The 23,150-nt window shown below is 49.1% G+C and carries 18 protein-coding genes and 1 pseudogene; 16 read left to right on the top strand and 3 right to left on the bottom strand.

The window, feature by feature from the left end; all coding sequences use genetic code 11:
* Positions 1-320: 320 nt before the first annotated feature.
* The gene (locus CWI66_RS12630; protein WP_232710895.1) at positions 321-1,436 is read right to left on the bottom strand and encodes a helix-turn-helix transcriptional regulator; all 1,116 of its coding nucleotides are present in this window, start codon (positions 1,434-1,436) and stop codon (positions 321-323) included.
* Positions 1,393-2,010 carry a DUF2201 family putative metallopeptidase gene (locus tag CWI66_RS12625; RefSeq protein WP_100731875.1) on the bottom strand — a complete coding sequence of 206 codons (618 nt, stop codon included), beginning with the start codon at positions 2,008-2,010 and terminating at the stop codon, positions 1,393-1,395. The genes CWI66_RS12630 and CWI66_RS12625 overlap by 44 nt, the downstream gene beginning before the upstream one ends.
* A 211-nt stretch (positions 2,011-2,221) precedes the next feature.
* Between CWI66_RS12625 and CWI66_RS12620 the strand changes: the two genes are divergently transcribed.
* A complete protein-coding gene (locus CWI66_RS12620; RefSeq protein ID WP_100731874.1) occupies positions 2,222-2,911 on the top strand; it encodes a hypothetical protein in 690 nt (229 codons plus the stop codon).
* 97 nt (positions 2,912-3,008) lie between these two features.
* Complete coding sequence (locus CWI66_RS12615) at positions 3,009-3,212, top strand: hypothetical protein (RefSeq protein ID WP_157808974.1); 204 nt, start codon at positions 3,009-3,011, stop codon at positions 3,210-3,212.
* Positions 3,213-3,223: 11 nt separating this feature from the next.
* Here CWI66_RS12615 and CWI66_RS18705 read toward each other — a convergent pair.
* Positions 3,224-3,432, bottom strand: a pseudogene (locus tag CWI66_RS18705) (IS30 family transposase); the annotation flags it as partial.
* Positions 3,433-3,506: 74 nt separating this feature from the next.
* Between CWI66_RS18705 and CWI66_RS12610 the strand changes: the two are divergent.
* From CWI66_RS12610 to CWI66_RS12545, 14 genes are all read left to right on the top strand, one after another.
* Positions 3,507-4,451 (top strand): IS5 family transposase, encoded by a 945-nt coding sequence (locus CWI66_RS12610; protein ID WP_100731872.1) that lies wholly within the window; start codon positions 3,507-3,509, stop codon positions 4,449-4,451.
* Between the two features lie 225 nt (positions 4,452-4,676).
* Positions 4,677-5,396, top strand: a complete 720-nt coding sequence (locus tag CWI66_RS12605; protein WP_100731871.1) for a vWA domain-containing protein — start codon at positions 4,677-4,679, stop codon at positions 5,394-5,396.
* 14 nt (positions 5,397-5,410) lie between these two features.
* Positions 5,411-5,680, top strand: a complete 270-nt coding sequence (locus CWI66_RS12600; protein WP_100731870.1) for a WXG100 family type VII secretion target — start codon at positions 5,411-5,413, stop codon at positions 5,678-5,680.
* Positions 5,681-5,688: 8 nt separating this feature from the next.
* On the top strand, positions 5,689-7,017 hold the full coding sequence (locus CWI66_RS12595; protein WP_100731869.1) for a hypothetical protein: 1,329 nt from the start codon (positions 5,689-5,691) through the stop codon (positions 7,015-7,017).
* On the top strand, positions 7,007-7,384 hold the full coding sequence (locus CWI66_RS12590; protein ID WP_198517572.1) for a hypothetical protein: 378 nt from the start codon (positions 7,007-7,009) through the stop codon (positions 7,382-7,384). Before CWI66_RS12595 ends, CWI66_RS12590 begins: the two co-directional genes overlap by 11 nt.
* The gene (locus CWI66_RS12585) at positions 7,377-7,592 is read left to right on the top strand and encodes a hypothetical protein (RefSeq protein WP_100731867.1); all 216 of its coding nucleotides are present in this window, start codon (positions 7,377-7,379) and stop codon (positions 7,590-7,592) included. Before CWI66_RS12590 ends, CWI66_RS12585 begins: the two co-directional genes overlap by 8 nt.
* Positions 7,589-10,291 (top strand): FtsK/SpoIIIE domain-containing protein, encoded by a 2,703-nt coding sequence (locus tag CWI66_RS12580; protein WP_232710893.1) that lies wholly within the window; start codon positions 7,589-7,591, stop codon positions 10,289-10,291. Before CWI66_RS12585 ends, CWI66_RS12580 begins: the two co-directional genes overlap by 4 nt.
* Complete coding sequence (locus CWI66_RS12575; protein ID WP_100731866.1) at positions 10,288-12,048, top strand: Card1-like endonuclease domain-containing protein; 1,761 nt, start codon at positions 10,288-10,290, stop codon at positions 12,046-12,048. Before CWI66_RS12580 ends, CWI66_RS12575 begins: the two co-directional genes overlap by 4 nt.
* Complete coding sequence (locus tag CWI66_RS12570) at positions 12,045-12,632, top strand: VWA domain-containing protein (protein WP_100731865.1); 588 nt, start codon at positions 12,045-12,047, stop codon at positions 12,630-12,632. The genes CWI66_RS12575 and CWI66_RS12570 overlap by 4 nt, the downstream gene beginning before the upstream one ends.
* Positions 12,625-13,353 (top strand): PP2C family serine/threonine-protein phosphatase, encoded by a 729-nt coding sequence (locus CWI66_RS12565; RefSeq protein ID WP_100731864.1) that lies wholly within the window; start codon positions 12,625-12,627, stop codon positions 13,351-13,353. Before CWI66_RS12570 ends, CWI66_RS12565 begins: the two co-directional genes overlap by 8 nt.
* The gene (locus CWI66_RS12560; protein ID WP_100731863.1) at positions 13,350-14,906 is read left to right on the top strand and encodes a lipopolysaccharide kinase; all 1,557 of its coding nucleotides are present in this window, start codon (positions 13,350-13,352) and stop codon (positions 14,904-14,906) included. The genes CWI66_RS12565 and CWI66_RS12560 overlap by 4 nt, the downstream gene beginning before the upstream one ends.
* Positions 14,903-18,295 (top strand): DEAD/DEAH box helicase, encoded by a 3,393-nt coding sequence (locus CWI66_RS12555; protein ID WP_100731862.1) that lies wholly within the window; start codon positions 14,903-14,905, stop codon positions 18,293-18,295. The genes CWI66_RS12560 and CWI66_RS12555 overlap by 4 nt, the downstream gene beginning before the upstream one ends.
* A complete protein-coding gene (locus CWI66_RS12550) occupies positions 18,292-20,442 on the top strand; it encodes a hypothetical protein (RefSeq protein WP_100731861.1) in 2,151 nt (716 codons plus the stop codon). Before CWI66_RS12555 ends, CWI66_RS12550 begins: the two co-directional genes overlap by 4 nt.
* On the top strand, positions 20,442-23,150 hold the full coding sequence (locus CWI66_RS12545) for a chromosome partitioning protein ParA (protein ID WP_100731860.1): 2,709 nt from the start codon (positions 20,442-20,444) through the stop codon (positions 23,148-23,150). Before CWI66_RS12550 ends, CWI66_RS12545 begins: the two co-directional genes overlap by 1 nt.

Below are 23,150 nucleotides of genomic sequence, written 5' to 3'. Positions count from 1 at the left end.
ATATAGTCGTGGGTGTGTTCTAGCCAAAAGGACGACAGCGCCCAAATATCCTCTAGACGCCGACCTTTATGGTCCAGGCCTTCGCCACTGTAAAAATCGATCAAGCGCGTATCGTTATCCATTAGACAGCCTCCATAGTGAGCTCTGTCGTCGCGTATAACGCCGTCTCGCGCGCATGGCGATCTGTTAAACGCTGGGTAGCCATGTTGGAGCCGTAAGCAAAATAGAGCATGGTAACCCTCCTTTGTGTAGAAACGATAAGTCGTGGCTTTTTCCGCATGCGGAAAACATGTATGTCAGAACCTGGGAGTAAAAGCTGTTCATGACGGTGCAGAGTGTTCGGTGGCGTAATGTGCCAGCATCTGTTCTGCGTTGGTTTTGATCGTTTCTTGCCACACATCAGGAGCAAGGACCTTGATATTTGGCCCCATGCCCATCAGCCACCACAGAGTTTGTTGGTCATCCGGTACATGGGCGGTTAGCCGATACCAACTGTCAGTGCCCGGCAATGCTTCTATCGACTGTTTGTCTGACAGCGGTGTTTCCTGTAATAGCCACGCTACGGATCTGGTAATGTCAGCTTCCAGAACCACATCGCTTGGCCCCTGACGGTATCCAAACGCACCGCCCTGGATGTACTCATCGATGTCAAAATCGTGCTGCGCCTGCCAGGGCTGATGACTTAATGTTGCCAGCTTCACTCGGTGAAGGGCGAACTGGCGCAGGTCCCTGAACCCGTCCACATGCGCTAACAGATAGGTGGCGCTGTGGCGGCTCACAATGCCTTGAGGATGAAGCGTCAACGCCTTTTCAGAGTGACTGGTGCGCGATAGATAAATCACGTCAACGGCTTTCTGCTCAAGGAGCGCCTGCGAAATGGTTTGCCAGGTTGCCTCGTCAATCTCAGCGGGGATCAGCGCTTTGCCATTGGGAATGGCACGTACCTTGCGTGCCCACTGACTAAGCCCATTAGTGCTCATATCGTCCAGCAGTTTCCGCGCATCGGTAAAGTGGTGCGAGAGTTGCCCGACCACCACCGGAGGAAGCAACCCTTTCAAGTACTCTTCTGCCAGAACCAGCGTCAGCGCACCAGGCACATCCAGCGCAGGTAGCTGGCACTGAAAGTCACGATCAAAATACCAGCGGTAAGGTTTCTGGCTATCGTCACAGCCAATCGGAAACTGCGTGGATAGCTTCTGGCTTAAATCCCGCTGCAGCGAACGTGTATCGATATTGAACCCGCGCTCTGCAAGCTTCTCTTTCAACACGGGGGTCGCGATACGCCCTGGTGCTCGAGGAATCAACTGCAACATGGTTAAGTAGCGAAAAAGCGTATCGCGGGGCTCAGACATAGTGACGCAAACCTTGGATGAATGCATGAAAGCGTTGAGTTTAGCGCGCCTCACAAAACGTAGCGACTTGTTCTGGCAAAGCACCTGGCTCTTTAGCGATCAGGTGGGCACGTTGTCTCCAGAGCATAAGGGTGCTGTGCGAGACTTGGGTGTCGGGTAAGGCATGCCACAAGGCGGCGGGATGTATATCCATGGAGGTTTCAACTGAAAGATTAGGGTGTCCCTCCAGCCAGCGGTAAACGCTCAATGCGTTACGCCCCACACACACGGGAAAGAGCACGGCATCCGCAGGGAAAGGAATCTCAAGTGCTAACAGCAGTGAATTCACTTCATGGTCGCAAGCAAGGTGCCAACGTTGATAGTCGGCTACGAGCGGTGCAACCAGATGGCCGGCCACGCAATGCCAAATGAGATGCGCCTGCAGGAACTGGCGGGAGGTATCAGATAACGTAGCGCTGTATTGGGGACAAAAAAAGAGAGATTTACCATCTGTGCTCGCACTATTGAGCGCGGAGTCAACCACCGGCGTGACAGTTAAAAACTGGCTTAAGTAGCCCATGATGGGCAGCTCATGTTGCCACCGTTCACGATCAGCTAACCACTTGGCTGTTTCCTGCTGAGTCGTCTTTTGAGTCGTTACACACTCGCTCATTGTCATCTTCGCGGCCACCTTCCTTGATAAGAGAAGGTGAGGCTATAGCTTGATTGCGACATTATGTGTCGCACCTTTCGAAGGTGCTGATTAGTGATGGTGCTGTCACATGAGAAAAATGTTTGAAAATAGTTCTTGATACAATAATTTATAAGCATGTTGCCGACACAAGAGTGTCAGCTGAAAAAGCAATTTTTAACTATAATGAGGAATAGGGATGAGCAATCGTCATGCCAGTCGCGCCATACTGGTGCTTGAGTCTCCATGGGCGTTATATGACAACGACGCGAACCGCAGCAGTGTGATCCCATTTGTGCAGGGCGTGGCAAAGCTGACTGGTGACACAGATGTGCATCATGCCAATTTCTACGATGAGGAAAGCTTTCGCAAAGCCCTGGAGTGTCTATGTAAAGGCGAGCTTGATAGCCGTATTGTTTACATAGCCGCCCATGGTTTGGGAAAGGAAATTGCAGGCGCCCCCATGTTGAATCTGCTATGCAGTGTAGCGAATCAATCCAAACGGCATAAGATTGACGGTGTGCTCATTGGCAGTTGTTTTGTGGGTGAGCACTCCACCACTATGGAGGTTTGTATTGAAGAGTCTCGCTTGCGCTGGTGCGTCGGGTATACCGCAGCCACGAACTGGCTGGACAGTACTCTTGTAGATTGCAAGCTGTTAGCAAAGCTGTCGGAGCTCGAAGATCAAGATTTCTTGAAAAGCGATGGGGCGGTCGAGGCCATGAGCGATGCGTTAAGCCTATTTGATCCAGACGCGAAGATTGGTGCAGATTATGATCAAAACCCAGTCGTACTACGAGACGCCATGAGTTTTGTTTTGCAGCTTCGGGGTCAGGGGCAGCGTGCTCGCAATATTACAGAGGCTGTCTGGGACGGCATTGTAAAGTAGGAGTAACACCACGCCTGTCTTGATGGCCAACTTTTCTATCTGTCAGGCGTGGGGACGCATGTCATCGCCGCATTGAAAACACCATTTGGGAGGGGCTGTGAACACCTACTTAGTGCACTTTAAAGTCACACGTGAAAACGGCCAGCTAGCTGAGCACACCCATGCCATCGAAAGGGACGAGGCCATTGAGTACGTTAGTGATATCCAGGACATTCAAGCCGAGTTGGCGACATCGCTGGGAGTGACAAGCACGATGGTGGTGTCATGGCGCTTGCTCAAAGGAATGAAACGGCCACACTAACAGGCCTGAATTCAAGCAGTATGCGTAGCACCTTCTTTGCTTAGGGGGCCTGAGTATTCTCCTAGGAACACCTGTGGCGCTGTCCGGTAACCGAGTCGTTTCCGAGAGCAGTCATTGAGCGTCCTGACTACCCTGTGTAGCTCGGCATCGATGACTTTCCAGCAGCCTGGCCTTGGTGAATGTGCTGGATCAATCCATGGGTGTTCTCGTTGCTCACGCGTAGGAAGGTCTGAATAACTCCCCGAAATCGGCGATAATACGCCCATCACAAAACCTGTAGGATTCGTTGCTGCCATGGATCAGATCACCTTCTCCGAAGCAGAGTACCAAACCAAGAAGCGCAAAACTCGCCGTGAGATTTTTCTGGAGCGCATGGACAAGCTGATTCCGTGGCAGAAGCTGGAGAAGAAGGTGGCCCGATACTACCCCAAAGGCGAGAACGGCCGGCCTCCGTATCCGCTGCCTGCCATGCTCCGTGTTCATTTTATGCAGCTGTTCTACAACCTCAGTGATCCGGCAATGGAAGATGCACTATACGAAATTCAGTCGATGCGTAGCTTCGCAGGTTTGAAGCTGGACCGCTTGCCCGACGAAACGACCATCCTCAATTTCCGGCATTTTCTGGAGCAACACGGACTCGGCAAGGCACTGTTCAAAGAGGTGAACAAACACCTGGAGAAGAATGGTCTGATGCTGCGTGAAGGCAGTATTGTTGATGCCACCATCATCTCTGCTCCGAGTTCCACCAAGAACAACAGTGGTCAGCGTGACCCGGAAATGCACCAGACCAAGAAAGGTAATCAATGGCACTTCGGCATGAAAATGCACATTGGTGTCGATGACACCCTTGGGCTGATTCATAGCATAGACACTACGGCTGCCAATGTTCACGATATTGTGCCTTCCGGCAATCTGTTACATGGCGACGAGCAGCGTGTGTTCGGGGATGCGGGGTATCTTGGCATTCAGAAACGGGACGAGCATAAGCAACGTAAAGATGTTGACTGGCACATCGCCAAGCGTCCGGGTACTCGCAAGACGCTGAGCGCCAACAATCTGAAAGCTGAGAAAATCAAAGCCAGCATTCGTACCAAAGTGGAGCACCCCTTCCGGTACATCAAGCAGGTCTTTGGTTACAGCAAAGTCCGCTATCGCGGCCTGGCCAAGAACACCAATCGTTTGTACTTGCTGGCAGCGTTCAGCAACCTGCTGATGGGCGAGAAATATCTATCGGCGTAGGGTAATTGTGCCTGTTTTGCGCCGATATGGCGGGAAATGGGCTAAAAACAGACAAATAATGAGGAAGTGCTGCCTGAAATTCACGTTTTTTGCCGGCCAATGTCTAGATTGGCGAAATGCAGCATTTATTCAGACCTTCCCTAGATTGGCGAAATGCAGCATTTATTCAGACCTTCCGAAGATTGTATGAAATTGAAACCAGCAAATTAATCATGAGGATGATCCATGTTTGATCCTAAAAAGTTTACCACCCCAACCGCCAAGCCGCTTCCCGTTGTTCTGCTTCTGGATGTCAGCTACAGCATGTCCGGAGATAAAATCGACAACCTTAACAAGGCTGTCGAGGATATGCTGGATACCTTTGCGCAGGAAGAAAAGATGGAAACGGAGATTCTTGTTTCCGTCATCACTTTCGGCGGCCAGGTAGATCTGCATGTTCCCTACACCAAGGCTTCTCAGGTGAAGTGGCATGGGCTTCAGGTAAATGGAGATACGCCCATGGGTACAGCCCTCAAAATGGCCAAGGCCATGATCGAGGACAAGGAGACCACTCCGTCCCGTGCCTACCGCCCGACGATTGTTCTTGTTTCAGACGGGCAGCCTAATGACAGCTGGGAAAAGCCGCTGGAGGACTTTATCTCCGAAGGGCGCTCTTCCAAATGTGACCGCATGGCAATGGCTATCGGACGTGATGCGGATGAGACGGTTCTGAAGCGTTTTATCGAGGGCACGCCCCATGACCTTTTCTATGCGGAAAATGCCGGGCAGCTACATGAGTTTTTCCAGCGAGTGACCATGTCGGTGACCATGCGTACCCAGTCCAAGAACCCGAACGTGGTACCGGCCCCGTCGGAGATCAAACTGGACGGTGGCAGTGTCAAGTCGGCTACAGGCGAAAAGAAGAACGCCACATCCGATGATGGGTGGGGCGAAGGATACATGTAAAAAGGAGGTAACTCATGTCTCAGGCAATTGGTGATCCTGATGAACTTGACCGTTTCGCGCAGTCTCTGACGCAGTTCATCGACACGTTGAATGAAGCGGTTAACGGTTTGAATCATAGCTTTGGTGCCCTTGGGGATACCTGGCAGGATGAAAAGCGAGCGAGTTTTGAAGAGGACTATAACGCGCTGGTGCAGCAGCTTTCTCATTTTGAGGCGAACGCATCGGAACAGGTTCCATATCTTCACGCGCTGGCTTCACGTTTAAGAGATTATTTACAGAGTTAAGGTGGGGAATGGCGTACGTATCAGTTGGACAAGTTGAGAACCTCGAGGAGGCAATAGCCGGTCTTCAGTCGGCCTATGACTCCATGGAGAGTGCCTGTCAGGCCCAGATTGCTGCGGCTGAAGCCAAGCTGGCTGAAGCACAGCAGGAGGCCGACAACAGCGCTCAACTGCTGGACGCTGCGATGGAAGCCGAGATGGAGGCCGGGCAGCAGCTGGAACAGGCTACTGAGCAGCTTGCTTCGGCCAATGAGCAGTTGAGTTCCGCTTGTTCATCTCTTTCCGCCTGCGAAGCGAGTGGCAGTTATGACGAGGACGGCAACTATGAACCGCCCAACTGTTCGTCTGAAGAAGCTGATGTAGCCGCCGCAGAATCAGCGGTCGCCGAAGCGGAATCCGCTGTTGCGGCAGCTGAGGAAGCGTTGGAAGCAGCGAAAGACCAACGCATGCAGATGGAGCAGCGAAATGAAATGGCCCGTCAGTGTCTTGATATGGCGAGTCAGCTGGCGGAAACCGTTCAGACGGAGAGTGCGACCCGGCTTGCCAGTGCGGCGACTCACCTTGAAACAGGAAAAGCCCGGCTGGAAAGCGCAAAGGCGGCTCTGAACGCCTACCTTGATACTCACCCGCCTGCAGCGGAGTTTTATTCATGGCTGAAATGGTCTCCGGACCCCGGCAAACCGATTACTCCGAAAGAGCTGCACTCGCGGCTGAATCTCTCTGTTGAACAGCAACGCTACTATTTTGAATACCTCGCCGATCGTGACCCTGCTTTCAGGGCCAAGATTGCCGACTACAGAAGCCAGCTTGAGGCCGCCAACGGTCCTGCTGAAAGGCACGCTGTGCAGCTCAAGATACGTCGAAACCTGAGCGGCTACTGTGGCGAGAAAATTGTGGAACAGGCGCTGAGTCCGCTGGGCCATAAAGCGGACACACAGGCCCGGACTACCTTTGAAGATGGCAGATTTACCAAGACAGATCTGATTATCGAGGACCTAAAAGTGCCGGTGATTCTCGGTCGTGGTGAAGGCATGAGTGCGCCTGCCGGTGGATCAATCGCCATTGAAGTGAAGTGCGGCCGGGCGTCGTACCTTTATTCTCAGAAAGACCACATGGTTTTCCAGTCCGGCGGACATCAGGAATCCAATGCGTCGATGACGGTATGTTCACGCGACATCAAGGAGTTAACTCCAGAACAGGAAGAGGAGCTGCGTGAAGCCCTTCGGAGTGCCGGATCGCCATTAATAGGCATGCTCCCAACGAAGGACGAGATTGACAAAGCCTGCTGGGACATGGTGACCGGTTCCAATGCAAATAACGGAGGAAGTCATGAAAATTAAAATCGCTCTGATACCGAGTGAACACACCAGCAAGGCTCAGGATCTTTCCACCAAGCTCCAGAACGCTATGGAAGCAGGTGAGATGAGTGCTGTTGACCAGCTCACGGAAGAATTGATCTCGCTAACGGATAGCGAGTATTCCCTGTCCTTACCGGAAGAATACTGGCACCAGCTGATTGAAAAGGTCAGAGCCTCTGATGACGATTTCAAGTCTGACTACATCATGGCCAAGCCGCAACTCGAGACGATTATTGCAGCCGGTGTGGCTGAATCATTTGCGGATGTTTCAGGGGTTATTGAGCAGGCATTAAAGGCTGATGGTGTCGTCCTCCAGCTACCATTCGGAGAGGAGGATGCCGATGTTTGATGATCTATTTAATTTGACTTCACAGCAGATGGGCAAATTTTCCGACACAGTCAGGGACCAGTTTGGTCAGTCTATCATCTCTGACGTTTTCGAGCCGCTTTTGCAGGACATCTCCGGCCTTCAGCAAATGGGAGAATTATTTCAGGCCAGAGCCGCCGAGATTGATCAGCTAACTGGAGAACTGCAATCGATAGGAAGCAGGCCATGAGTAACAGTCGGAAAAACAGGGAATCCATGCCTAAACGTCTGTTTGATGCGATTGGTGCATTGAATAATGCCGTTGCTCAAAGGGCTCAAAAGGTTGACCGCATTGAGAAAGACTACCCGGGCGAAAAACTCAAAACGGAAGCTTACAACACCAGAAAACAGCGGCTTGCCAGTGTCAATCAGGAGTTTGAGAAGGAATGGGTTTCGGCCCTGAAGCATCTTGATGAACTATGCAAAAAGGTCCGCCAGCGTCAGCCGCATCTGAATGAGTTAACAGCCGAAAATATCAACACGGGCACCCATTTCCCTGACGCTCTGGCGTTCGGGCGCATGTACCTTACCTATCAGAACTGGAAAGGTTATATCCCACGGCTGATCCCTTTTCCTTTTAAGAAATCGCTCTGGCTGCCCGACCAGACTACAGGACACCGGTTGATTCACCAGCTGATGTTAAGGCTGATGCACTGCATGCCGGTCGGCAATGTTGAAATTACCGCTGCAGATCCGCTGAGATTGGGCACTTCTCTGGCCCCGTTTCTTTCTCTGTTGAAAGTAAAACGGCTCTTTCCCGAGCAGCGATTGCTGACCCGGTCGGACGAACTGGAAAATGCTCTGGCCCGGTTAACGGATTATGTCGAGGATCTGCTTCAGAATAAATTCAAGGGAGAGATCAAGAGCTGGTCCGCCTACAACGAGGCAAACAGCAGCAATCCCATACCATATAAACTGTTGCTTATTTTCGGAGTGCCGGAACAGTTGACGGACAAAAGCCTCTGGTACCTTGGCCGTCTTCTGGAACACGGCCCTGTCTGCGGCGTGCTTCCGGTTTTGACCATTGATGAGAATCAGCTGGAGGATCGCAAGTTTACGGGGCTGCGCACCGCGATAGACAAATATTCCAAGAGAATGGATTCCATTGTTCCGGCAGAGATACTGACCAAGCATGTCTCTGAAATCAGTGTTGTGGAGGAACAGGAGTTCTGGCCCGGACGTTCTGAACTGGCGAATTTTCTGGCATCCATATCTGACCGATATGAACAGAGCTCAAAATTCAGCAAGAGCCTGACGGACCTCTGGTGCAATTCGGACTACTGGGGTCACGACGCTGTTCAGGGTGTACAGGTGCCGATCGGCTGGACTGCAGATGGCGAGATCATTCCTTTCTCTATCGGCGGGGTGAATACAGAGCATCATGTTCTTCTGGCCGGGCGTTCAGGCTCCGGAAAATCGAACCTGCTCCATGTTCTGATTCATAGCCTCTGCCACACGTATTCACCCTCGGAGTTGAATATCTACCTGCTGGATTACAAGCAGGGCACGGAATTCAGTGTTTATGCTTCGCCTCCGCTTCCTCAGGCAAAACTGGTGGCTACAGAGAGTGATCCCGAATACGGGGTAACTGTTCTGGCGCATTTGACCGAGGAGCTTGAAAAACGGGCTCAGGAGTTCAAAAGCCGGTCTGTCCGCGATTTTTATGAATACAGGGAATCTTCAGCAGCCGAGCTCCCGCGTGTCCTGCTGATTATCGATGAGTTTCAGATCCTGTTTTCTGAGGGGCGGCAAGTGGCAGAACCCGCAGAGAAAATGTTGAACCAGCTGCTGAGACAAGGACGGGCCTACGGCATACATGTGCTGCTGGCCACCCAGACACTGAAAGGAATCCAGTCTCTTTCAATGGGCCAGCTGATAAGCCAGATCGGCTGCCGGATTGCCCTTGCCTGCAGCGAGGAAGATTCCGCGATGATTCTTGGCAATAGCAACTGGGAGGCTTCCACATTGAGAAGCCCGCCGGAGGGGATCATTAACAATTCCAACGGGGCAAAATCGGCAAATCAACGGTTTCTGATTCCATTTGCCGATCGTGGGCTGTGCAAGGATCACATTACCAAGATTACTCAGATCGCAGACCAGCGTGGTTACTGCGGCTCAACAAGAATATTCAACGGTTCGCGTCTGCCGGACATGCCTGCTGCTGATTGGTTCAACTCAAAAAGCCATGAGGCGGTGCAACTGCACCTTGGTGAGCGTTTGAGTTTTGAAGCTGAGTCGCTCTCACTGACACTGGTTAACCGACCGTCATCGAATTTACTGATATCCGGCTATAACGATGCAATCCACGACGGTCTGCTCGCCTCCATCCTTCAAAGCTTGGATGCTCAGAATAGCATCGATGAAATCATCTACTTTAACGGGCGCTCCATTGTATCGGCTGGTGCTTCAAAATATCTCGATGGTTCCGGAAAAAGACCCGTTTCAAAACACGAGTGTGTTACCTCGCTAAACCTTACCGGCATCCCCGACGAATTACACAAATCCAAAAGAATCCTGATCATAGACGGCCTGGATTCTACAAAGGAATTCCACTCCGGACCGGCGAGCTTTCGACCTGTGAAGAAAGATGAGCCGCCCTCACCACAAGAGAGCATAAAGAAAATCCTGGAGGATGGCCCCCTGCATGGAACATTTGTGATCGCCTTTGCGGATAACTGGAAGCGCTGCAATTCATCATGCAAAGACCTTCTGAGCTTCTTTGAAATGCGCATCGGATTCTGCATGAATGAAGATGATGCGGGCTCATTTGTCAGTGGAGCAATTGGAAAATTTAAAGGACTCGAAACAGACAATCGCGCTGTCTTTGCCGATCGCCTGAAAAATCAGGTTAGTTGGTTCCGTCCATACATAAATAGGGAAAGTTTATGAAGAAATATTTAATGACATGGTACGGAATGACTGATTTCAGGGCCTCACTCGGACTGGAACAGACAACCGGCCCCGTTCTGGGAGCTTTGCTGGCGGAAGATTACACCGATGTGATCATCCTCGGCTTTACGCACCCGGATAAACCCGAAAACAAAGCTGATGTATTTCAGCAAAAAATTGCAGGTATTGAAGGCTCTGACCCGGCTGCTGCGAGACAGTTTGTCGACCTGTTTTCAAATACAGGGGCTGCGCACCATCATTTTAATGAATGGCTAAAGAAACAGCTTCGGGATGCAGGTAAAAAGGTCGATGTGCATTTCCACCCTGTGGAGCTGACGCATCTCAATGACACGGAGGGCATTTATGAGGCCGCGACTCATTCCCTGAATGCGGTTGCCGCATCTGAAGGTGAAAAGCTCGTTACGCTCTACCTGAGTCCGGGGACTCCGGTTATGGCTTTCGTCTGGGCTTTTGCGGCCCTGAGGCATCCGACTCTCAAAAAACGCCTTATAGCATCTTCTCAGCCCGGAAGACCTCCGGAAAGAATCGCACTGCCGAACGAGTGGCTGGAATGGCACGGAAGACAGGTTCGAACAACTGATGCGGAACCTGATCAGTATGATGCCATTTTTCACCTGTTCGGCGAACAACGGGTGCCGAACCTGCTTGGCGTGATCCAGTTTTCAAGCAGGAAACACATCTTTGTGAATTCCGCGCAGTTCCCTGCCGATGTCATGAAACAGTTTCTTGGAGAAGCTGAATACGGTGAAATTGCGGTGGACGCGTATGACCCTGAAAATGTCCGAACCACGATTCTGGATCTGATCGCGAAAATGCCTGCCGATGCGAAGATCGGCTTCAACTTAACGGGCGGAACCAAGTTGATGTATGCGGGGGCTCTTGCCGCCTGTCGCAAGGTAAATGCAACGCCATTTTATTTCAACAGCCGCAACAATCAGGTGGTTTATCTCAATGACTTTAAGACCGTTGAAACAAAACGGATTCCATCGGTAGAGACTTTTATCCAGCTCAACGGCAATAATCTGTTTATCTCGAAGGCTGGCCATTGGGCTGATATACCCGACATTGAATCTCCTGACCGGAAAAATCTGACCAATGAGCTCTGGCAGGCGCGTTCCAAAATTTCACGGCTCTATAGAGAGCTGTCCCGTTACAACGACAGCTTTCAGCCGTTTGAACTGCACAATGGGGATATCTACGCAAAACTCTCCAAGGATAAAAGTGCGAAGATAAGTGTCGGCACCAAACACTTTGAGTTTAAGGAGTGGCCTAATTTTGCTCAATATCTTTCCGGTGGATGGTTTGAAGAATACACCTTCATGAAGCTTCAACCCCTTGTTGACACCGGTTTGATCAAGGATATGCGCATCGGTCTTGAAGTGTCATTCAAAGAAGACGATGCCGACAAGAGCTCATCAAGTTTTAGCGCACAGCTGAGCAACCTATTTGGGGATACTTATCAGGAGCTTGATATTACCTTCACTGACGGGCGACGCCTCTACGTCATCGAGTGCAAAGCTGGCAATGTGAACAGCGAGCATGTCATGAAGCTCCAGAATATTGTCCGTTATTTTGGCGGAATTGAAGGCCGCGCTGTTTTAGCCTCATGTTTTTACCCGAAAAACAAAGTCGTAAGAAAGAAAATCGACGACTCAAAAAACCTGCAGTCGGTATCTGGTAACAGCCTTTTCAGGCAGCTGGAAGAAATGATTCAACCTGGAGGGCGTCATCGATGAAAGTACCCCTCTATATCATTGTTGATGTTTCCGGCAGTATGAATGAGATGGGTAAAATCCATCTTCAGCGGAATCTGTGCCGTTATGCGGCTCAGCTAAGGCTCATAGATCAGGAAAAATACTCAGGTTCAGACATCCGCTTTTATCAATGGGCGCAGAATGTTTCCGAGGTCGCTTTGCAAAGTGACGGGGATATTCCTGCCTTAAATGCTGAGGGCTCCTCGAATCTGTGTGATCTCTCTGATTTCCTCTCCCAGCATCTGAATGATGCCGGAAGCGCGAGGACTCTCATCCTGTCTGACGGGAATTTTCCTAATTCAAACATCGTAAGTTTTCAGAACCAACTGAACACATTTTCTGATCTGATCATCCGGACTGTTGCAGTCGGCGCTGACGCTGACCTGCTGAAGTTGAAGAAAATTTCCACAAATAACACTGTTTACCTTTCGGAGAACATAGCTTCATCGATTGACAGCACAATCTTTGGTTCTGATGAGCCGTTGACCGCGCCAGTATCCACAGCCGGGATTCTGGAATCCGCACCGGCTGAAACAGAAGAACAAGAGGAGGATTGGGATGCTTGATCAACTCTGGAATAGCTGGGGTGCCTCAGTAATCGGCCCCCTACATGTTAAAGCTGGGATTCCCAATCAGGATTCTTGGATGGCACGCCGGTATAAATGGGGAAATGTCGTTGTTGTATCGGACGGACTGGGCAGCAAGGCGCATTCAGATCACGGTTCAAAAGCCGCCTGTCTGGCTGTGTTTGAGGCAGCCAAGAGCTACCAGAATACCCCCGATGCCAATATCGTTGATATTTTAAGGCTGATCCATGCCAACTGGCTCGTGAAAATAGCTCCGCACTCTTCAACAGATTGTTCGGCCACATGCCTTTTCGCCATCCAGAACGAAGGGATTATCACTCTTGGCCGCCTTGGTGACGGAATGATTGCTGCCCTTAGAGAAACTGGCGAAAACCACCTTATTCTCAGTGATAACAAACAAGATTCCTTCTCAAACTATACCAGCTGCCTTCAACAGGAGTTTAAGCCAGATCAGTGGGAAACCGCGACGATTGAAAGCACGGCATGCAATGCAGTTGTGCTATGCACGGATGGCATATCCGATGACCTGTTACCTGAAAAGCAGATGACTTTTGCACAGGAACTCTACTCCACTTATGCAGACCTGGAGTCGGAGGAAAGAAAGAGGGATCTTAAACGTTGGCTCAATGAATGGCCGGTTCCGGGACACTCCGATGACAAGACGATTGCTTGTCTGTTTAAGAAAGGAGGCTCCCAATGAGTCAAAGATTCAACGAGTATGTGGATGAATATCAGAATGTACACATTCAGGACAAAGTGCTCGGGCAAGGAGGCCAAGGGGTCGTTTTCCGTACCAAGGACCCTGATCTGGCGATCAAGCTTGTTACAGATGAAAGCGGAACTCCGGTCACCGATGAGGAGTCGGTGGAACGGTATTCAAAGCGCTTTAAGCGCGTCCGGCTCCTGCCTCTGCCAGAAAACCTGAATATATCCGTACCGGCAGCTCTGCTTCAAAACAATGCCGGTTATGTGATGCAGCTTTTGAGTGAAATGGTTCCGTTCAGTCATTTCTGGCTCGATGGCAAGTCCGCAGAAAATATTGGTATAGACGATATCCCGGCATGGCTTTCGGCAATGCCGGAGAACGAAGCTAAAAAGATTGTTCATTATTATAGAACCGGTGGGCTCAGACGCAGGCTTCATGCGCTCTACAAATGCGCATCATTGCTGGCACGCCTTCACGGCAATGGCATGGTCTATGGTGACATCTCTCCCAACAATATCTTTATTTCAGAAGGGCTTGATGATTCAGCAGTCTGGCTGATTGATGCCGACAATATTCGATTTGAAATCACTGCAGGCGGAGGTGTTGTTTACACGCCAAAATACGGTGCTCCAGAATTAATGCAAGGCACAGACGGAGGAAGACCTCAAAGCGATTGCCATGCGTTTGCGGTCGTGTCTTTCTACCTTCTTTCTATGCTGCATCCATTTAATGGACAATATGTTGAAAATGGTGGTGGTGGTTGGGATTCCAGTGAAGCCGATAAAGTATTAGAGAAAGATCCCGTAATCATGGAAAGGCTAAGGGGAATAAAGGAAGCCCAAGAGTGGAGTTGGGAAGAAACATACGCATATTCAGGATACATCCCTTATGTGGATGACCCTGCCGATGATAGTAATTCCTCAACTCACTGTCTGCCCAGATCCCTTCTCCTTACAGAGAAACTCACCACGTTATTTGAGGGCACATTCGGCCCGGGCAGGACATCCCCATTGCTGCGGCCGACCATCTATCACTGGCCTGAGGCTCTCGCTCAGGCAGCGGATATGACCGTCACGTGCCCGGGCTGCTCGATGAACTATTACTATGATTTCATTCACCCGGAAACAGAGGATCACAATTGCCCTTACTGTAAAAAGCAGAGGCCGCAGGTGCTCATTCTTGAGTCTTATCGATGGAATGGACCGGACAAACCCATAAACTCACCATGCTGGCGGTATGTACGTGAGATCCCTCAGGGTACCGAACTCACGATACCAAGGCGAATTTTTGATGAGTTTGCAATGCTTGATTCGGATACAGCAGAGGTGCTCATCTCTTCGAGCAATAATGGCATTCTGATTAAAAAGTCAGACCATGGCAAAGCCGATTTGTCCGTTGCTGCTGACAGTCACCCGCAAAGTGGTTTTCAGAAGCTGTATTCACAGATGAAAATAGACCGGGTAACGCCGGATGTTCAGTTCTGGATGTTCGCACATTTGAATAGTCCTCGGCTGGTTAAATGCATGATCAGCGGAGGTGGCAAATGAAACTGAAAGACATAAATGCTGAAATTAGCTTTGAATTATGGTTGAAACCGGAGCTGTCCGTAGAGATTCCAAACATTGGTATTGGATATATCGCACCCAGCAATACCGGAAAGGCGTACAGATTAAGAATCGATGGCCAGCAGTGGAGCGTGCAGCTTCGTGATCCCTCGGCCGGAAAGGATCTGAATTTTCATCTGAAAAGAGGTTGTGCGCATCTTGCCGAGGTAATGCAGGTTGCCAAGGACGGCAGTGCGCTTGTTAAAATCATCTTTTTCAACGGTGAAATCGTTGAAATTGGCGACGTGGAGATCGGCATTGATGAGCGCATAGAATCAACGGCTAAAAGAAATGGCATTCGCTTCAATGGAGCTGAAGATCTGGGGAGCGTATTAAACGATAAATGCAAAATCAGCGTTGGCGGCGAAGATTTCTTTCTGCTCATGAGCGGCCCATCCGCCAAGGCTGACTTTGAAGCGGATATTCCTGAGGATGAAGACTCGCCCGATTCCCAAGCTGTTGTGCAGGAGAAGTACCGGGAATTCTCTATTTATGGTGAGAGGGTTCGCACTCCGGTTGAAAGGCGCAATGTCGATAAGTCAAAGGACATCTTTTTTGCGACTAAAGCGATCTTTAAGGATAACCAGAAGAGTGAAGGATCATTGCGTCTGGCAAGGGGTACTGTCCAGTTTTCTGACTATACCAAGACAGGTCGCATTAGGGCTTTAGCCGCTGGAGCGATGAGTCAACTTACCAAGGAGACCGGGAGTTACTTGAAACAGTGGGACGAGTACGGCGCAATTGAAGGTGAAATGCTGCTGGCCCGGGCCAAAGCAGTTGGCAGAATAGACTATCATGGCACTGAACAGACAACAAAAGGTGTTAAGTTCTTTGTGTTGTCTATTCCGGATCAACTTACCGAAGGTGATGAGATAGAGATCACCTCCGAGGAGCCTTTATACCTCAAGAATCCTGATCTTACATGGGAAGCCTACAGCAAGGTTCTGGAAGAAGAATTCGCAACCAAAATGGATCAGAAAAAGAACGATGCTGAAATGCCAGCTTCTGTTTATGCCCCGATCCTTAAAATTTCAAAAGCCAGCATTGAATTGGATCTGCCGTCAATTCCGTCTGGTCAAATGTTTTTGATTCTGTCCATCAATGGCGACAAGATTCAGATTGAAAGACGAATGCGGGCACGGTCAGCCATTCTGGAAGGACGCTGCGCTAACCCGCTTCTCGGCCTGCTGATTGAAGAAGGTGGAACGCTTCCGGACATACAGCGCGTCACCAAACTAAAGCCTTTGACGTCCTTTGTGAAAGAGAAGATTTTTAAGCATCCTCCCACAGACAGGCAGGTGGAGGCCATCGATGTCGCCTTGAACACCCCAGACATCGCTCTTATTCAGGGACCACCAGGTACAGGAAAAACAACTGTAGTTACAGCAATTCTTGAAAGGCTTAACGAGGAATATGACAAAACCAAGTCGATAAGAGGTCAGATACTTGTCTCCGGTTTTCAGCATGATGCCGTTGAGAATATCGTTGCAAGGTTGAGTGTTAATGCCCTTCCGGCAGTTAAGTTCGGCAGAAGGTCCGGTGACTCGGAATTTACGGAAGATGCCGTCACTGAAAAAATTAACAAATGGTGCTCCAATGTCGCCGAGAATATTCGAAACAAAAATCCTCAAATCGCTCAGACTGAGGATCAGGTAAGACTGGCAGAGCTGTTTGTCGCATATTCATTGTGTCCTTCGAAGAACAACACAGTCAGTTTAATGAAGCGTATTCTGGATTTGCCCAGAGACGTGATTTCTGAGGATATCACCAGTGAGGCTGAAGAAATCATCAATTCCCTGCAAACGGAACTGAAGCCGAATGATCTTTTCACCTTGCGGCTCGTTCGAGCCCTGCGTGTCAGTGAAGCAGCCTTTGTTGACGACGGTGCCGCAAGAGCTGTCGATTTGCTGGATAAGATCGAAGACGAACCTGCTAATCCGGATTTAAGCGTTCTTGAAAAAGCGGCCCGTTGGCGCAGCGGTAAGCCGTTGAGTTTTCTTCCAGAGCTTAGAGAACTGAAAGGCTCTCTGCTCTATAAATACCTGGCTTCTCCCGATTTCAGGACTGAAAAACCAAGAGAAGATGTTTTGAGATTGGTGGCAACGGTATCTCAGCTTCTGGAGAAAAAACTCAATTCAACCAATAAACGGGATGCAATTCTGGCTGAGTTTTTACATGAGCTTGAAGACAATCCTGATGGCGTTCGTGAGGCCATAGAGGACTACAACTTTGTGTATGCTGCAACCACTCAACAGGCGGTAGGGAAAGATATCATCCGCTCAAAGAATAAAAACGTCCGATATGATCAGCGAACAGAAATGGTTAAGTACGATACGGTGATCATAGATGAGGCCGCGAGAACCAGCCCGCGAGATCTGCTTATTCCGATGTCTCAGGCGGAAAAAAGGATAATTCTTGTCGGGGACCACAGGCAGTTGCCTCACTTGATTGATGAGGAGGTCGCGAGAGCCTTGGAAGGTGAAGATTCATCCGGTCCGTCGGTTGATGTCGATTTTGTCAAGAAAAGTATGTTTGAGTATCTATTCAACCGCCTGAAGAAACTGGAGGAGAAAGATGGCATCAAACGAACAGTGACGCTGGATGCCCAATATCGAACACATCCACTGCTGGGAGACTTTGCCAGCAATAATTTCTATCAGAAATATAACGAGGGTTACCGGTCTCCATTATCTGAGAGCCACTTTGAGCAACGCCTTCAGGGCATAGAAGAAAAAGCCGCTATCTGGATTGATGTTCCTAACAGTCAAGGGCAGGAGGCTGTCTTGCCCAGCCGAAGCAGGCAGAGAGTATCTGAGGCCAAGGTTATAGCAGAGCACGTGAACAAATGGATTGGCTCTGAAGAAGGTTCCGGGCTGAGCTTTGGTGTAATCAGTTTTTATAAGGCGCAGGTATTTGCTGTTTATGAAGCCCTGCAAAAATTCGGCATCACGGAACGGGCACAAGATGGTACATGGCAGATATGTCAGGAATACCGCTTTCTTGAGAATGGCGAAGAGCGGCTCCGCATCGGCACTGTCGATGCCTTTCAGGGGATGGAATTCGATATTGTGTTTCTTTCCATGGTGAGGTCTCAGGATATGAACGCCTTGCCGCCTCATATACGCAACGAGGAGGATTACAAAAAGAAGCAGCAAAAACTATTCGGCCATCTCATGTCGGAAAACCGCCTATGTGTGAGCATGAGTCGCCAGAAGAAGGCCTTAGCCATTGTGGGAGACGGTGTTCTTGCAAACAGCCAGATAGCTGTGGATGCAGTTCCGGCTCTGAAAAACTTTTATGATTTGTGCCATGAAAAGGGGGTGATCCTATGAGTGCGCCTTCTGCCAGAAATAAGGCAAAAGATCATCGTCCTAAAGTAATCAGTTTCCGCACAGCATTGGATGGATTGAACATCGCCGCTAGCCAAAGTGTTCTATGGCCATGTCACGCCTTCAACATCTCTATTCCGCAAAAGAAAAAGAGCGGCCTCAATGTGTTTGAAGAAACTGTCTTGAAAATAACCGAGATAGAATCCGGCGACACAGAAAAGATTGCGCTGCTCACTTGTCTGGAAAATGAACTGGTGGCCTTCATTCAGAATCGCCTCAACCAGCTCGGCCTTTTAAATGACCGCTATGAGTTGTCTGAGCATGGACAGGAGCTTCTTAACGAGTGGCAGAATAAATCAGACGGAAATCTGGAATACACCGTGGCCACAGTGTTTGTAGATCTGCTGTCTGGGAAGCTTCTTCCCTATGTCAGCACGGAGCAGCTGAGCTATAAAAAAATCACAAGGATTGGTGACAACGGATTTATTGATTTTCTAATCAATCCAACCAATGAGAAGTCGAGGGTCAGTGCAAGACAGATACGCCCTTCAAAAGACTCTTTCTGGAAAGCAGTTCCTGACTCCAACGGTATCATCAGAGCCATCAGGGAGTTTAAGAAGAAATATAAACGGCATGCCCTGTTGAACCAAGGTGTCGATCAGTACCCGCCTCCGGTGCCAATGGCTGAAGCCATATCCTTACATGAGAATCCAGAACTGGTTTACTTGCATTGCAATGTCCTTATCCAGATAGGCAATTCTGACCTTTTGGTGACGGATGGATGCGGCTTTGGCTTCTCTGAAAGCTTTGCCAATTACCTTACTTCTCAGGACTGGAAGTGGGTCATAGATTTGAAGAATAAAGGGGTTATCGACAGACTGAGTTCCGATCAAAACAATGAAGAGGTTGAGGATGAGTCTTCAGCGGCGGACGGGTTGAAGAAATATCCACGGATAGCACGCCCGCTTCGACGCGCACAGGAATATCTTTCAGACGCCGAAAAGATCGAGGTTAATTCATCCAATGATGAGCAGGAATTCGTCCGTTTGAGCGGCTTGGCGGTCGTCGCCTTTTACGAAGCCATAGAATGGGCACTGCGATTTGTTGTATCTGACAACCCTGTGATTCACTGGGAACGCTTATTCTCGTCACAGTCCTACCGGGAAAATGACAAGATACTGCGATCGTTTGCTACCAAGATTGGGTTTGATGTTTCGGACAGTGTGAAGGCCCTTCTTCAAGTGAAACCCGGCAAAATAAGAGCCGTTGACCGTGGTGTTTCCGAGATGCAGCCGCTACTGGCTCTGGCAATAGCCGGGGCGATAAATTATCCCAATCATCCGCTGAATCATCTGGCCATTGAAGACTCTGGGTGTCTCTCCTTTATAAATGCGCTGAAAGAAGTCAGGGACCCGGTATCCCATGGAAGCTCAACAGATGTTGAACTCTCACGGGAAACCCTTGAGGGCTATCGTGATAGAACCACTCGGCTCATCCAGTCGCTAATACCTGATATAACCGAAGATGCCTATACAGCCAAAACAAAGCAGGAAAGAGATATTGATCAGGTCAGATTGAAGGCCAGGATCGAACTGGACAAGTCATTGGGGCTTGGATTTGTTCAAGCTGTTTCCCCGTCGTTACGGGAAGAGCTGGTCAAAGTAACGATCTTAAGCCAGAGTAAAAAACTAAGTGAAGAGCAAAAGAAACTGTACGTTTTTACCCTTGCATCCATAATGCAACTTTCTCTTCTGGAAGTAGCCAAGGATCGGAGATCATCAGTCAAAAACGGAACAAATATGAGAGATGAGGCAATTGAAAAAGTCGTTCAATCCGGGTTTTATCCTGCACCTGATGCCATCCCTAAACAAATCAGTACGGTAAATACCAAACGACTCTATCGTGCTGTTCAGGGCTCAAGCATCACTCTGGGAGCTCACCTTCTTGGGATTTTCCTACTGGGGTCAGAAAGTGAACTGATCGAGCTCCAAAAATCAGATCCATCTTTTGTTGAATTTATTGACAAATTGCTAATGCTTAGAGGTCACAATGAACCTCTCTCTCATTACTCAAAAAATTCAATTGATGATCTAATGACCTATAAAAACCATGCATTCAAAGCAATCAAGATAATATCGGAGGTCTTCTGATGGACAACAAGAACAAGCAGAACGCCCAGTCTTCTGCGGATAATAAACAGGCAGATCAGACTGATAAAACTATGGGTGCCACAGAGGCTGGCCTCCTGAATAAACAGCAGGAACTGAAGGAATTGGAAGACTCTCTGACTCAAAAAGAAACGGTTATTGCCCAAAAGGAACAGGCGTTAAAGGCCGCTAAAGACGCGATAGCCAAAAAAGAAGCGGAGCTGAATGACAAACGTGTTCAGCTTGAAGAGATGGAGCTTCAGGCCAAAAACAACTTTCCGCAACTCTTTGAGGAAAAGTTCGCAGCAGTCAAAAAACGATTGGAACAGCGGGAAGCACAGTGCGCGGTCGAGCTGGAATCTCTTGAAGGCGAGAAGGAAAAATTGCGACAGAGAGAGGTGGCGGTACAAAAGGCTGAAATCAAAAGGGACAGTGGGTATGCAGATGATCGGGCAAAGCTTGATGACGAGCTCTTCAATCTTCGGAAAGAACAGGAAAAGGAGCTGGAGTCAAAACGGGCAAGCGCTTTGACTGCCATTGAAAAAGAACTTTCGGAGGAGAGGGCATCTAGAATAGCAACCCTGGAACAAGAGATCGCTGATCGACTGGAAGTTCATGAGGCGGCGATTCAACAGGAAAAAGATGACCTCGAACAAGAAAGAAAGGCGTTCCTGAAGGACCAGGCAGAGCTTGATGAACTTAAGGATGAACTTGAGTATCAAAAGCAGCGCCTTCAATCCCGCAAAGACAGCCTTGAGGAAAGAGAAGCCAATTTGAACTTTGAGGTGGATGCCAAGGTTGTTGAACGGAAGCAATCGTTCGAGAGTGAGAAGTCTGCGCTTAATGATGAAATTGCCCGTTTGCAAGAATCTCTCCAAACCAGCAGTGCTCTAATTTCAAACTTTGAAGAATTGAAGCATAAGCTCGGTGATGAAGACCCAGCCGCTGTTTTACTGAAACTGAAAACCTATGAAGAGGAAATTAAAAAGCTGCGCGATGACCTTGCCACACGCCCAACGCAGGAGATGCGGGAAGCTTTTGATCGCTTGAAGTCCGAACAGAGCGAACTGCAGCTGGCCTGTGAGCGACTCTCTGAAGAAAATGAGGCTCTCAGAAGTTCAGTACGCGCACAGTCGGCTCTTGAAATGCAGGTAGCGGAACTGACCGATAAAAACAAATCTCTGCTGAGGCGGTTTGAATCAGTGGATGCCGACAATAACCGATTAATGGAGGAACTTAAACGTTTACAGTCCTCGTACGAACGGGAACAGGACCGTGAGGCAAGGATTCGGGACATTGAAACTCCATACATTCAAAAGGAACTGCCTCGTGCGGTGGATAAAGTTGAAGAGCTTCAATGGCTGGACGGGATCAGTAAATCCTGCATCGATTATGGGCTGAGATTCCCACGGCGAATTTTACACGCATTCCACACTGCTCTAAAAACTTCAGAGTGGTCTCCTATGACTGTTCTGGCAGGCGTAAGCGGAACCGGAAAGTCCGAGCTGCCAAGGCTATATTCACATTTTGGCGGCATAAACTTTTTGAGTCTGTCCGTGCAACCGAACTGGGACAGTCAGGAATCCATGCTTGGTTTCTTCAACTCTATCGATAACAAGTTTGATGCCCAGCCTGTTCTGCGTTTATTGGCACAAAGTCAAAAGGCTCAAGCTGAAGGATATCCTTTCGGCCTTGAAGATGTCATGAGTCTGATTTTGATGGATGAAATGAACCTGGCCCATGTCGAACTCTATTTTGCGGAATTCTTGAGCAAGCTTGAGCTGCGGCGCGGTCGCAAAGGCAATGAGGTGCCGAGCCTTGAAGTTAAGCTGGGCGCAGGTATCCAACACTATGATCTGCCCTTGGGAAGAAATGTGCTCTGGGCAGGAACTATGAATCAGGACGAGACAACCAAATCCCTCTCAGACAAGGTCCTTGATCGAGGGATTGTAATCAACTTCCCCCGGCCGACCACCCTTGAAAGACGCCGTCAGCTGAAACCGTTGGGCGATCAAGCTCCTCTGCTGTCTCGTAAACTGTGGGAGAGTTGGTGGTGCAGAGAAAGTAAATTCAACGACGATCAGATTTTGCCATTCAAGGGGTTCATCGAAGACATGAACACCTTGCTGTCCAAGGTTGGTAGAGCTCTGGGGCACAGGGTGTGGCAGTCTATAGAGTATTACATGGCTAATTATCCAGATGTGTTGGAAGCCCAGAGAAACAACGATGACGCAAACTTGGTCAAAGCAATGAAAGTCGCCTTTGAAGACCAGCTTGTTCAGAAGGTTATGCCTAAGCTGCGCGGCATTGAAACCCGAGGCAAATCAAAATTAGACTGCCTTGATAAAATACGAACTCAACTAGTCAATGACGATTATAATATCGTAGAGGACTTCGATCTTGCTTGTGAGTTTGGCTATGGGCAGTTTATCTGGAATAGCGCTAATTATCTAAAAGATGATGCATTTTTGAATGAGAGTAATAATAACGACTCCAGAGAGTCCATAGTTGCCTCACCTGAACAATCAAATTTTCATAGTAGTTCAAAAGTGGGGGATAGTCTTATCCCTGGTGAGCTCAAAATATTTGCAAGTGATAATCAAAAGAAGCTATGGCAGCTAACCACAAACGAAATAATGAGAGCTATGTCATGTGACGTAAAAGAAGCGAAATCACTCAAGGATTTGTGTAATAAGACAAAGGAGTCATAG

Source organism: Halomonas sp. 141, from assembly GCF_002810305.1.
GTDB lineage: Bacteria > Pseudomonadota > Gammaproteobacteria > Pseudomonadales > Halomonadaceae > Vreelandella > Vreelandella stevensii.
The sequence above is the reverse complement of the archived record's forward strand: the minus strand, read 5'-3'. Positions and strand labels throughout refer to the sequence as shown.

Bases quoted from the DNA above. Each gene is read 5' to 3' on its own strand.
- CWI66_RS12625 (WP_100731875.1), bottom strand. From the start codon at position 2,010: ATGACAATGAGCGAGTGTGTAACGACTCAAAAGACGACTCAGCAGGAA.
- CWI66_RS12620 (WP_100731874.1), top strand. From the start codon at position 2,222: ATGAGCAATCGTCATGCCAGTCGCGCCATACTGGTGCTTGAGTCTCCA.
- CWI66_RS12610 (WP_100731872.1), top strand. From the start codon at position 3,507: ATGGATCAGATCACCTTCTCCGAAGCAGAGTACCAAACCAAGAAGCGC.
- CWI66_RS12605 (WP_100731871.1), top strand. From the start codon at position 4,677: ATGTTTGATCCTAAAAAGTTTACCACCCCAACCGCCAAGCCGCTTCCC.
- CWI66_RS12600 (WP_100731870.1), top strand. From the start codon at position 5,411: ATGTCTCAGGCAATTGGTGATCCTGATGAACTTGACCGTTTCGCGCAG.
- CWI66_RS12595 (WP_100731869.1), top strand. From the start codon at position 5,689: ATGGCGTACGTATCAGTTGGACAAGTTGAGAACCTCGAGGAGGCAATA.
- CWI66_RS12590 (WP_198517572.1), top strand. From the start codon at position 7,007: ATGAAAATTAAAATCGCTCTGATACCGAGTGAACACACCAGCAAGGCT.
- CWI66_RS12585 (WP_100731867.1), top strand. From the start codon at position 7,377: ATGTTTGATGATCTATTTAATTTGACTTCACAGCAGATGGGCAAATTT.
- CWI66_RS12580 (WP_232710893.1), top strand. From the start codon at position 7,589: ATGAGTAACAGTCGGAAAAACAGGGAATCCATGCCTAAACGTCTGTTT.
- CWI66_RS12575 (WP_100731866.1), top strand. From the start codon at position 10,288: ATGAAGAAATATTTAATGACATGGTACGGAATGACTGATTTCAGGGCC.
- CWI66_RS12570 (WP_100731865.1), top strand. From the start codon at position 12,045: ATGAAAGTACCCCTCTATATCATTGTTGATGTTTCCGGCAGTATGAAT.
- CWI66_RS12565 (WP_100731864.1), top strand. From the start codon at position 12,625: ATGCTTGATCAACTCTGGAATAGCTGGGGTGCCTCAGTAATCGGCCCC.
- CWI66_RS12560 (WP_100731863.1), top strand. From the start codon at position 13,350: ATGAGTCAAAGATTCAACGAGTATGTGGATGAATATCAGAATGTACAC.
- CWI66_RS12555 (WP_100731862.1), top strand. From the start codon at position 14,903: ATGAAACTGAAAGACATAAATGCTGAAATTAGCTTTGAATTATGGTTG.
- CWI66_RS12550 (WP_100731861.1), top strand. From the start codon at position 18,292: ATGAGTGCGCCTTCTGCCAGAAATAAGGCAAAAGATCATCGTCCTAAA.
- CWI66_RS12545 (WP_100731860.1), top strand. From the start codon at position 20,442: ATGGACAACAAGAACAAGCAGAACGCCCAGTCTTCTGCGGATAATAAA.